We start from the raw sequence: 10,805 nt of genomic DNA, 5'->3' as shown, positions 1-10,805 counted from the left end.
CCCCACCGTCCCCCATTCGTCCCTGCCCAGCCGGGACAGCGGGCGCAGCTTACGAATGTCCGGATGCCCGTCGGTCATGACGTCCTCGGCGACCACGGCATGCACGACCTGCCCGAAGACGACCGTGGAGTCCCCGAAGCGCAGCGTGCTGTGCAGCCGGCACTCCAGCGCCACCGGAGAAGCGGCCACCCGCGGCGGCTTCACACACCGACTCGGCTCCATGGCGATCCCGACCTCCTCGAACTCGCTCACCCCGTGCGGGAAATCCGTCGCCGTCTCATTGATCTGCTCGAAGAGCCCTTCAGGCGCGAGGTTCACGACGAACTCCCCACTGGCTTCCACATTGAGCAGCGAGTCCTTCCGCCCCACGGAGGTGAACTGCACGATCGGCGGCGAGACGGAGGAGATGGTGAAGAAGGAATGCGGGGCGAGGTTCGCGGCGCCGCCGTCCGCGGCGATCGTCGACACCCACGCGATGGGGCGCGGCACCACCGTCGCGGTCAGCAGCCGGTAGAAGTCGTTGCGGGACGTGTTCCGGGGATCGATCTCAATGCGCATGATCGCAGTATCCCCAACGCCAACCCCGCAGGCTAACCACCAGCAGCCGACACGTCCCCGAGCGCCCCGGCGCGTACCCGCCATCTCCGCCGACGGCTTCGGGGGGGGCGCCCGTGGAGTGCCCTTGATGATCGGTGACGGGGTGAACGGTCCGCCACTTCACACCACAATGCGCTGTTCGGGGAGAGTGGTGGCGACCCGTACGACGGGCTCCGGGTGATCTGCGACGCATCACAGGCGGCGATGCTGCTCGGCCCGCCGCCCTCGCCCTGAGCGCCCCGCACCCGCAGAGAAACACCGCACCGCGTTCAGCACCCGGAATGCGCGGTGCCGGCGAGGAGCGCTGCGGGGGTCAAGGCCAGGGCGACGGGGAGGGCGAGTACGACGGCTGTGACGGCCAGGCTCAGGGCCGGGGCCAGCGCCTTTGCCTGTGACGGTGTCGCCCTGATGAGGCGGCGGATGCGCTCGGCCGGGTCGGTGCCTGTCATCGCGGGCAGCCCGGACACCGTGGCAGTGGGGCCCACCGCGCACATCTCCAGCAGGGCCGAGGCCACGGCGCGTCGGCCGTGCTTCTGTGCCGCCTGGTCGTCCGCGGCCATCTCCGCCAGGCGGCGCACTTGCTGGGCGTACCCGCGCGAGAGGCCGCTCCACCCGAAGGCCGAGGTCAGGACGTCGGCGGCGAGGAACGCACGGTGGTGGCGGTACTTCAGGTGGGCCCGCTCGTGTTCGAGAGCGGCGGCGAGTTCGGTGTCGGACAGCATGTCCAGGGCCGCTGTGGTCACCACGATGCGTGAGCCGTTGCGTGTTCCGGGGATGCAGAAAACGGCCGGCTCCCTGTGCTTCAGGACGCGCACGTCCGGGTCGTGGATCCGGGCGTGCTCCCCCAGGGCGTCGGCGGTGAGCAGGTGCCGGTTCCGCTCCCGGCGAAGGCGCAGCAGGCTGCGCACAGTAAGACCGAGGAGTGTCATGGCACCGAGGAACAGGACGGCCAACGCCGCTCGGGGAATGTCCGCCACCAGCCAGGAACCGCCGTACGCGTCGTGGACCAGCGGCTCGTCGGCGCGGAAGAGCCACACCATGGCGTGTTCCCACAGATCGTGCGCGACCAGGAGCAGGAAGCCCACCAACGAGGCCAGAAGACTCAACGCGCAGGCGTGCCAGCTGCGCAGGGCGGCTTGCGGGAAGCGGGTCACCCAACGCGCACGGGTCAACAGACGAGCGACCGGCCCGCCGAGGAAGACCGCGTACGCGAACAAGGCTGCGATGAATAACACAGTGGGGCCTCAGTGGTCGGTGTCGGGGTCAGGGTCGGGGTCAGGAGGCAGGCTGTCCAGTGCCTTGCGCAGGGCAGCCGCCTCGTCGGCGTCGAGACGGCCGGCGAAGTGCAAGAGGGCGTGCGCGCGGTCGGTGGAGGAAGCCAGGGCCTGTTCCATGAGTGCGGCCGTGTAGTCGTCCGCCGAACGCAGCGGGCTGTAACGGTAGGACCTGCCGCGTTTGGTCCGCTCCAGCCAACCCTTGGTACGCAGGCGCTCGGTGACCGTCATCACCGTCGTATAGGCCAGCGGACGCTCCTCGTTGAGGACATCGGTGAGGCGCTGGATGCTGAGAGGTTCCGCGCTCGACCACAGCACGCGCATGATGTCCGATTCCAGTTCGCCGAATGCTCTCAACGCCTTCCACCTGCCCTTCGCTTTCAGCGTGAACTTCCGTGCCGAGGGCTGTCGTTGGTGACCTCGACGCACCGCTCCCCCGTCCCTGTCGCCCTCATCGTCGGCGTCACTGCCCCGGCAGCACAACGCCATCGGCGCGCAGGTAAGCACGACGGGGGAGCCATCCCCACACTCGCGGCGTACGGCCCGTACGCCCTGCCGGCTCTTCGCCGAACCGTTCAGTCGTGCGTGGCCTCGCCGCTGACACGGTGGTCCGCGTGACTCAGGGCCTCCAGGACGAGACGGCGCAGGTGTCCGTCGCTCAGCCGGTAGTAGATGTGCCGGCCCGCGCGCCGCGTCTCCACCAGCCCGGCGAGGCGCAGCTTCGCCAGGTGCTGGCTGACCGCGGTCCTCGATGCCTCGGTGCGCTCGGTGAGCGAGCCGACGTCGGATTCCTCCTGCGCCAGCAACCACAGCAAATGCAGCCGCGTCGCGTCCGCGAGCAGTGCGAACACCCCTGTCGCCTCGACCAGGCGGGCACTGTCGGGGGCCTGCAGATGCGCATGAGGTGCAGATGGCACTGCGTCGCGTTCGGGCATGCAGACAGCGTAAAGCGCGACACCGGGCATAAGGCCCTCCGGCCGTCAGGGATGTCGTAAGTAATAGGTGCGCAGGTGCGCACGTATTCGTATAGTGGGAAGCGTCAGCCTCGACCGTCCGGGCCAAGGGACAGCCGCATGCTCTCCGTACTGCGCGACCGCACATACCGGCACCTCTTCACAGCACAGGTCATCGCTCTGGTCGGCACCGGGCTGGCCACCGTGGCGCTGAGCCTGCTCGCGTACGACATCGCAGGCGCGCAAGCCGGTTCGGTACTCGGCACCGCCCTGGCGATCAAGATGGTCGCGTACGTGGCGATCGCCCCGGCCATCGGTGCAATCGCCCACCGACTCCCCCGCCGCGCCCTCCTGGCCGGCAGCGACCTGATACGCGTCGCCGTCGCACTCACACTGCCCTTCGTCGACCAGATCTGGCAGGTCTACGTCCTGGTCTTCGTGCTGCAGGCCGCCTCAGCCGCCTTCACCCCCACCTTCCAGGCCGTCATCCCCGACGTGCTCCCCGCCGAACGCGACTACACCCGGGCCCTCTCCCTCTCCCGGCTCGCCTACGACCTGGAGAGCCTGTTCAGCCCGGCGCTCGCGGCCGCGCTGCTCTCTCTGATCACCTACAACTGGCTGTTCGCCGGCACCGCCGTCGGCTTCCTCGCCTCGGCCGCCCTGGTGCTCTCGGCCGTACTGCCCAAACCGGCCGCCGCGGCTCACACCAGCAGCGCCCGCGGGGCGCCAACGTCAGGCGCCCGCGGCAAGACCACCGCGGGCGCCCGGCTCTTCTTCGCCACCCCGCGGCTGCGCGCGCTGCTCGCCCTCAACCTGGCCGTCGCCGCCGCGAGCGCGCTCGTCACCGTCAACAGCGTCGTCTACGTCCGTGACCACCTCGGACGCTCCGCCAACGATGTGCCACTCGCCCTCGGCGCATACGGCGGGGGCTCCATGATCGTCGCACTGCTCCTCCCCCGGGTACTCGACCGGATATCCGACCGCACCGTGATGCTGAGCGGCGCCCTGCTGCTCACCGCGGTCTTCACCGGCCTCGGCGGCATCACCGCGGCAGGCTCAGGTAGTTGGCGGTGGTCCGCCCTCCTCGCCGCCTGGGCCGCGTTCGGCGCCGCCTGCTCGATGGTGCTCACGCCCACCGGACGGCTGATCCGCCGCTCCGCACCGGCCACGGAACGCACGTCCGCATTCGCGGCCCAGTTCTCCCTCTCCCATGCCTGCTGGCTGCTGACCTACCCGCTCGCCGGCTGGCTCGGCGCTGCGGCCGGACTGCAGGCGGCCGTCCTCGCGCTCGGCACGACGGCACTCGGGGCCGGGCTCCTGGCGCTCCGCCTGTGGCCGTCGCACGACCCGGATCGCCCCACTCACCCGCACACCGGCCCGGATGCCCGGCACCCACACCTGGCCGACGCCGCACCGGCCCACCGTATTGCTCGACCGATTCCTTCCCCCACCAGCACGCTGGACTGAAACACACGCGCTCAGAGGGATCCCAACCAACGCCATCGGTCCCCCTCGACGCGGAAAAAGTGCCGAGGTGTGCCGTATTCAGTCGAAGCCCGGTGGACCATTTCCTGTTTCAACTGAAACGGTCACGTTGGAGCAATGGCGTACAAAACCTCGCCGGCCGGTGGCATCGCCACCGCGCCGGCCCAACCGTCCCCACAAACCACTGCTCCGACCGCCCGCAGGCTGGTCGGTGTCGACCTGGCTCGCGGACTCGCGGTGCTGGGTATGTTCACCGTTCATGCCGGCCCGGAACCCGCGGCAACCGGAGCGCTGGCTCCGCTGGTGGAGGCCACGTACGGCCGTTCGTCCGCACTCTTCGCCCTGCTCGCCGGCTTCACACTGGTCCTCATGACCGGCCGCCCGGAACCCCGGACGGGACGACCGGGACGACAGGCTGTGGCCAGGGTCCTGATCCGCGCCGCCGTGCTCTTCGTCCTCGGCGTGGCCTTGGTCGCCTTCGGCACCCAGGTCGACGTGATCCTCGCCTACTACGCGCTCCTCTTCGTCTTCGTCCTGCCGTTCTACCGGTTGCGTGCTGCATCGTTGGCAGTTGCGGCCGCCGCCACCGCCCTGGTGCTGCCCCAGGTCCTGTACCTCGTCAAGCTCGCCATCGATGGCGGCAGCTGGTCCGACACCCTGATCGCCGCCGACCCGCTGGCCGGGCTCACCGATTCGGACGGCGTCCTCGACCTGCTGTTCACCGGCCCCTATCCGGTACTGACCTGGATACCGTTCCTGCTGGCAGGCATGGCGGTGGCCAAGCTCGACCTCTCCCAGGCCGTGGTGCGCGCCCGACTGGCCCTGACCGGCGTCGGCCTCGCGGTCCTCGGTTACGGAGGTTCCTGGCTGGCCCTGCACCTGGTTCCGGGCGCGTATGCGGCCGTCGCCGCGAACACGGACGGCGACTCCCCGTCCTCGGCCTGGTGGTCCGAGACAGTCGGTGAGCCCACGGACAACTTCCGCGAGTGGCTGCTGGTCGGCGCGCCGCACAGCCAGACCACACCGTCGATCGTGGGGGCCACCGGCGTTGCCCTCGCAGTACTGGCCGGCTGCCTCGTCGCCGTCGACCGGCTGCCGCGGTTCCGCCGCCTGGCCACACCGGTCACTGCCGTCGGCATGGTGTCCCTGTCCGCGTACGTCCTGCACATCGTGGCCATCCGGGCCGTGTGGAAGGAGGACCTGCCGGGCTCCTGGGCAGAGCTCTTCCTCTTCTTCGCGGCCACGATGCTGTTCGCAGTCGTATGGACCCGGCTGTTCCGCCGCGGGCCACTGGAATACGTACTGCACACCGCCGCCAAACCCGCACGCTTCATCCGGTGAGCGGCACCCGTCACATCGCTGAACAGGAATCGACCCGCCCGGCCATCGCGGGACATGTGTACCGGCAGGATCCGGGCAAGAGGAGAACTGACATGGAAGTCACCAGCATCACCGGCGCCCTCTTCGTCGGGATCATCGTCGGCATCCTGGGCAGGCTCATCGTCCCGGTACGTCACCGCATCGGCGCCCTGCCGACGATGCTGATCGGCATCGCCGCCGCTTGCCTGGGCGCATGGATCGCACTCGGCTTCGGCGTCGCCGACACCCGGGGCATCGACTGGATCGAGTGGTCCCTCCAGATCGCCCTGGCGGCCCTCGGCGTCGCCGCCCTCCAACGCGCTCAAGCGCGTCGCGCCCCGCCGCACGGTGCGGCGCGTCAGTCGTCCGTGTCGGCGTCGGCGGGCATGCTCTCCAGCGCCCGCCGCAGCGCCGCGGCCTCGGAAGCGTCGAGCCGGCCGGCGAAGCGCAGCAGGGCGCTCGTGCGGTCGGCGGACGAGTCCAGCGCCTGTTCCATGAGGCCGGCCGAGTAGTCGTCGGCGGTGCGCGCCGCGCCGTAGTGGAAGGACCGGCCCTGCTTGGCGCGCTCCAGCCAGCCCTTGGCGCGCAGGCGCTCGGTCACCGTCATGACCGTGGTGTACGCCAGCTGCCGTTGCTCGCCGTTGAGGGCATCGACGATCCCCTGGATGTTGAGCGGCTCATTGCTCGCCCACACGATCCGCATGATGTCGGCTTCCAGTTCGCCGAATGGCCGCATGGCTCGCGCTCCCGCCTCTCCGTGCGCCGATCGCCGACACGCTCCGTCGCTCCCGATCACAGCGATCGGCCACCGAGCCTCGCGACCCGTCTTCTACCTCACGTAGAAATCCTATCCTCGATCGCACCTTCCTCCGCCCGGAGGCGCGGAACGGAGAGACGTACGAGAGGTTCCCGACACGGGGAGCCGCAGTCGTAGTTCATAGCCCCCCTCGGCTGTGGGGCCGGAGTTCACCGTGCCGCCGAGGAACTCGGCGCGCTCGCGCAGGCCGACCAGGCCGTAGGAGGCGTTGGGCAGCGGCGGGGCGGAGCGAGTGGGTGCGGTGTTGGTGACGGTGGCGTGCAGGGTGCCGCCCTCGTGGTGGATGCGGACCGTCGCGGTGGCGCCCGGGGCGTGCTTACGTACGTTGACCAGCGCTTCCTGGACGGTGCGGTACACGGCTCGCTGAACGGCAGGCGGCAAGTCATCGGGCACGTCCGTGTGCAGTTCGGCCTCGACGCCGCTGCCGCTCACCAGGTGCTGGAGGTCGGCGAGGGAGGGCTGCGGGGTCAGCTCGGTCGGCCGGCTGCCGGAGGCGCGCAACACGCCGACCATGTACCGCAGTTCGTCCAGGGTCTGCACACTGAGCCGCCGGATCGTGGCCGCCGCCTCCTTCACCGCCGGGTCGCGGCTGCCGACCTGGAGCGCCCCGGCCCGTACGGTGATGAGACCGACCTGGTGGGAGACCACGTCGTGCATCTCCCCGGCGAGCTGCGCGCGTTCCTTCGCGAGCACGGTCCGGGAGAGCAGCAGCCGCTCGTGGTCACGGGCCTCGGAGACCTCGGCGATCCGTGCCGACAGGTCGCGCCGAGCCTGGACCAGCCGGCCGAGGAGGGCCGCGGCGGTGACTGCTGCCAGTGCGTGCCCTGCGGCAGTGAGGCCGGCAGCGCTCCAGAGGTCGGCCCGCCGCGGTGACGGCCACGGCGCGATGCCACCCGCCACGACAGCCAGAGCGCCGAGCGACAGCAGCACATGTCGGCGAGTGGACGAGGCAAGGCTGTACAGAGCGACGAGCGCGGCGAACAGCGCATCGGCCACCAGGACCGCGGGGAGCGCGAGAAGCAAGGTCGGCAGCGGCAGGCGATGGCGGAGGACGAGGGCGAAGGCGGCGATCGAAGCGCAGACATTGCCCAGCCACTCATCGGCATCGAAATGCACCCAGGCGTCGAGGAGTGCGAGCCCGATGAGGACGACGTTCAGCAGCGCGGCGGGCAGCGGGCGCAGCGTCACCCGACCCTCGGTGTTCTGCCCGGGCCCGCGGAGGACTGCGTGCTCGGCGGGCTGCGCGGTGACGGCCGGCACGGCACACACCTCAGTCGCGGATTCCGGTGACCGGGCTGGTGTCCGGTGCTACGTGCAGGGGTTCAGGGGTATCGGCGAGGCTGCGGTTGTTGCCGGGCTCTCCGCTCGCCCGCACCGCTCGCATAATGTCCGATTTCTGCTGTCCGGATGACTGCAACGTGTCCTACCTGCCTCTTCTTCTCCGCCCTCGCGGCGATGGACTGCCGTCGCGCCGCCAGGCCCCGTATGCGACAGCGTGAGTTTCTACGTCATGTAGTAGTTTAAGCGCGTGGCACGTCGGCCGACGCGCCGCGGCGGCCCTGAATTACGCGCCGCCTCACACACACGCCTCTCCGCGCTCACCCGCATCCCGCGGATGCCGTTCTGCAACCCGGCACCACGATCGGCTCGCCCGATACGCGGCGGCCGGCAGCGAGCCGGCCACGGCTCGGCACTGCAAGCGCCCTGAGACAGCCCACCTGGCCACTCACCTCAAGGAGCTCACGTGGTGGGAAAACCCGTTAAAACAGCAACAGTTCAGCTGGACGCCCCCTCGCCCGGAGTCGCCCGTGCGGAGCGGAGTGCTCCGGCGATTGATGTCGAAGATGCCTTAGCCGAGGTCTTGGCAGGCGTCGTACGCATCGACCGAGTGTCGGTCGACAGCCACTTCTTCGACGATCTGGGCGCCGACTCCCTGGTGATGGCTCAGTTCTGCGCCCGCGTCAGGAAGCAGAATCATCTTCCGTCGGTCTCGATGAAGGACATCTACCGGTACCCGACCATCCGCAGTTTGGCGACGGCCCTCGGGGGGCCGTCGGACACCGCGGACGCCGCGACCGTACCGGCCGAGTCACCCCTGGTGACGGCCGATGTTCTGACTCCGGCCCCCCGCAGCACGCCGCAGTACGTTCTGTGCGGCGCACTGCAACTTCTCGCCTTCCTCGGATACGCCTACCTCACGGCTCTCGTTCTGTCGTTCGGCTATGACTGGATCTCCGCCGGAACGGGCCTGCTGGACAGTTACCTCAGGGCGGTGCTGTTCGGCGGAGCCGTCTTCCTCGGCGTGTGCACACTGCCGATCCTTGCCAAGTGGGCACTGATAGGCCGCTGGAAGCCCCAGCAGATTCGCATCTGGAGCCTCGCGTACTTCCGTTTTTGGCTGGTCAAGATACTGATCCAGATCAATCCGCTGGTGCTGTTCGCCGGTTCGCCACTGTTCGTGCTCTACCTCAAGGCGCTCGGCGCGCACATCGGGCGCGGTGTGGCGATCTTCTCCAAGCATGTGCCTGTGTGCACCGACCTGCTGGCCATCGGTGACAACACAGTGATCCGCAAGGATGCCTACCTCGGCTGCTACCGGGCCGAGGCCGGATGGATCCGCACCGGCCCGGTCACCGTCGGGACGGACGTGCACATCAGCGAGTCGACCGTCCTCGACATCGATTCCTCCCTCGGCGACGGAGCCCAGCTCGGACATGCCTCGTCGCTGCACTCCGGGCAGCGGGTTCCCGCCGGTGAGCGGTGGCACGGCACCCCCGCGCAACGGACCGAGGTGGATTACCGGACGACGATCGCGGCCACCGGCTGCACCGCCTTCACCAAGGTCACGTACAGCCTCGCGCAGTTGCTGACCGCGGTGGCCGTGTACGTGCCACTGGCGATCGGCGGGGCGAGCCTGCTGCTCAAGGAAATCCCGCAGTTCAGCGCACTGACGATCACGAGGCCCAGCTCCATGGCGAGCTGGGAGTTCTACCGCGAGGCTCTGATCGTGTCCTTCGTGCTCTTCTTCGGCTCGCTGATCGTCGGCCTCCTCCTCGTCACCACCGTGCCCCGGCTGCTCCATCTCGCCATCAAGCCGGACCATGCCTATCCGCTGTACGGCTTCCGGTACTCGCTGCTTCGCACGATCACACGCCTGACCAACAACAAGTTCCTCCTGCGGCTCGCGGGCGACAGCTCTCTTGTCGTCCACTACCTGCGCGGCCTCGGGTACGACCTGTCCCGCGTCGAGCAGACGGGCTCCAACTTCGGTACGGAGCTCAAACACGAGGACCCGTTCCTGACCACTGTCGGCACCGGAACGATGGTCGCCGACGGGTTGTCGGTCATGAACACCGAGTACACCGCAACGTCCTTCCGCGTCAGGCGGGTGACGATCGGCCCCCACAACTTCCTCGGGAACCAGGTCGCCTACCCTCCGGAGGGAAAGACGGGCAACAACTGCCTGCTCGCGACCAAGGTCATGGTCCCCATCGACGGGCCCGTACGGGAGGGCATCGGCCTCCTCGGCTCGCCCAGCTTCGAGATTCCGCGGACGGTCGAGCGCGATGCCTCCTTCGACCACCTCAAGGCCGAGGAAGAACTGCGTCGCCATCTCCACGCGAAGAACAAGCACAACGCCGTGACCCTGCTGTCGTTCCTGCTCGCACGCTGGATCTACACCTTCGGCCTTCTTCTGCTGGTGTGGGGAGCGGCGAGCTTCTACGCCTCGTCGGGTGCGGTGGCAATCGCTCTGGCCACGATGCTCACCCTCGCCTTCAGCGCTGTGTACACCGGGCTCATGGAGCGAATAAGCAATAAGTTCCGGCAGCAGAAGGCACTCTTCTGCTCGATCTACGACCGCTCCTTCTGGCGTCACGAACGCTTCTGGAAGCACCAGGCGATCGATATGCGGCTGCTGAACGGCACCCCGTTCAAGAGCCTGTGGTGGCGGCTGCTGGGCGTCCACCTCGGGCGGCGGCTCTTCGACGACGGCTGCAAGATGCCGGAGCGGACGCTCGTCACGATCGGCGACGACTGCACGCTCAACGTGGGAACCGTCATCCAGTGCCACTCGCAGGAGGACGGCAGTTTCAAGTCCGACCACACCTCGCTCGGCGCCGGCTGCACGCTCGGGGTCAACACCCTGGTCCACTACGGCGTCACAATCGGCGATGACGTCGTACTCGGCCCCGATTCCTTCCTGATGAAGGGCGAGGAAGTCCCCGCGCACGCACGCTGGGCAGGGAATCCCGCCAAGGAGATCACCGTCCGCGCGTCCCGGTGATACCAGGCGGCGCCTCGGTGGTCTCCCCTCCCACC

Annotated in this window: 9 protein-coding genes and 1 pseudogene; 4 read left to right on the top strand and 6 right to left on the bottom strand. The window is 68.9% G+C overall.

Annotated features, from left to right (window positions below):
- From CCS38_RS24345 to CCS38_RS24330, 4 genes are all read right to left on the bottom strand, one after another.
- The coding region (locus CCS38_RS24345) for a flavin reductase family protein (protein WP_223735430.1) at positions 1–558 on the bottom strand (558 nt) is incomplete at its 3' end.
- Positions 559–866: 308 nt separating this feature from the next.
- Positions 867–1,832 (bottom strand): M56 family metallopeptidase, encoded by a 966-nt coding sequence (locus tag CCS38_RS24340; RefSeq protein ID WP_223735429.1) that lies wholly within the window; start codon positions 1,830–1,832, stop codon positions 867–869.
- Between the two features lie 9 nt (positions 1,833–1,841).
- On the bottom strand, positions 1,842–2,228 hold the full coding sequence (locus CCS38_RS24335) for a BlaI/MecI/CopY family transcriptional regulator (protein ID WP_223735428.1): 387 nt from the start codon (positions 2,226–2,228) through the stop codon (positions 1,842–1,844).
- Between the two features lie 218 nt (positions 2,229–2,446).
- The gene (locus CCS38_RS24330; protein ID WP_223735427.1) at positions 2,447–2,806 is read right to left on the bottom strand and encodes an ArsR/SmtB family transcription factor; all 360 of its coding nucleotides are present in this window, start codon (positions 2,804–2,806) and stop codon (positions 2,447–2,449) included.
- Positions 2,807–2,944: 138 nt separating this feature from the next.
- Between CCS38_RS24330 and CCS38_RS24325 the strand changes: the two genes are divergently transcribed.
- The 3 genes and pseudogenes from CCS38_RS24325 to CCS38_RS24315 all read left to right on the top strand — a co-directional run.
- Positions 2,945–4,291 (top strand): MFS transporter, encoded by a 1,347-nt coding sequence (locus CCS38_RS24325; RefSeq protein ID WP_223735426.1) that lies wholly within the window; start codon positions 2,945–2,947, stop codon positions 4,289–4,291.
- Positions 4,292–4,426: 135 nt separating this feature from the next.
- Positions 4,427–5,650 carry a DUF418 domain-containing protein gene (locus CCS38_RS24320; protein ID WP_223735425.1) on the top strand — a complete coding sequence of 408 codons (1,224 nt, stop codon included), beginning with the start codon at positions 4,427–4,429 and terminating at the stop codon, positions 5,648–5,650.
- A gap of 92 nt (positions 5,651–5,742) precedes the next feature.
- Positions 5,743–6,003 (top strand): annotated as a pseudogene (locus CCS38_RS24315) (GlsB/YeaQ/YmgE family stress response membrane protein); the annotation flags it as partial.
- 23 nt (positions 6,004–6,026) lie between these two features.
- Here CCS38_RS24315 and CCS38_RS24310 read toward each other — a convergent pair.
- Together CCS38_RS24310 and CCS38_RS24305 are read right to left on the bottom strand one after the other, a co-directional pair.
- Complete coding sequence (locus CCS38_RS24310; RefSeq protein WP_223735424.1) at positions 6,027–6,404, bottom strand: BlaI/MecI/CopY family transcriptional regulator; 378 nt, start codon at positions 6,402–6,404, stop codon at positions 6,027–6,029.
- A 111-nt stretch (positions 6,405–6,515) separates the two neighbouring features.
- Positions 6,516–7,673, bottom strand: a complete 1,158-nt coding sequence (locus tag CCS38_RS24305; protein ID WP_223735434.1) for a sensor histidine kinase — start codon at positions 7,671–7,673, stop codon at positions 6,516–6,518.
- A 556-nt stretch (positions 7,674–8,229) separates the two neighbouring features.
- Between CCS38_RS24305 and CCS38_RS24300 the strand changes: the two genes are divergently transcribed.
- Positions 8,230–10,770 (top strand): Pls/PosA family non-ribosomal peptide synthetase, encoded by a 2,541-nt coding sequence (locus tag CCS38_RS24300; protein ID WP_372457140.1) that lies wholly within the window; start codon positions 8,230–8,232, stop codon positions 10,768–10,770.
- Positions 10,771–10,805: the final 35 nt, after the last annotated feature.

Source organism: Streptomyces purpurogeneiscleroticus (assembly GCF_020024005.1).
Classification (GTDB): Bacteria; Actinomycetota; Actinomycetes; order Streptomycetales; family Streptomycetaceae; genus Streptomyces; species Streptomyces purpurogeneiscleroticus.
Note: the sequence above shows the minus strand (reverse complement) of the source record. Positions and strands in the feature narration are given on the sequence as shown.

Bases quoted from the DNA above. Each gene is read 5' to 3' on its own strand.
- CCS38_RS24330 (WP_223735427.1), bottom strand. From the start codon at position 2,806: ATGCCCGAACGCGACGCAGTGCCATCTGCACCTCATGCGCATCTGCAG.
- CCS38_RS24325 (WP_223735426.1), top strand. From the start codon at position 2,945: ATGCTCTCCGTACTGCGCGACCGCACATACCGGCACCTCTTCACAGCA.
- CCS38_RS24320 (WP_223735425.1), top strand. From the start codon at position 4,427: ATGGCGTACAAAACCTCGCCGGCCGGTGGCATCGCCACCGCGCCGGCC.
- CCS38_RS24310 (WP_223735424.1), bottom strand. From the start codon at position 6,404: ATGCGGCCATTCGGCGAACTGGAAGCCGACATCATGCGGATCGTGTGG.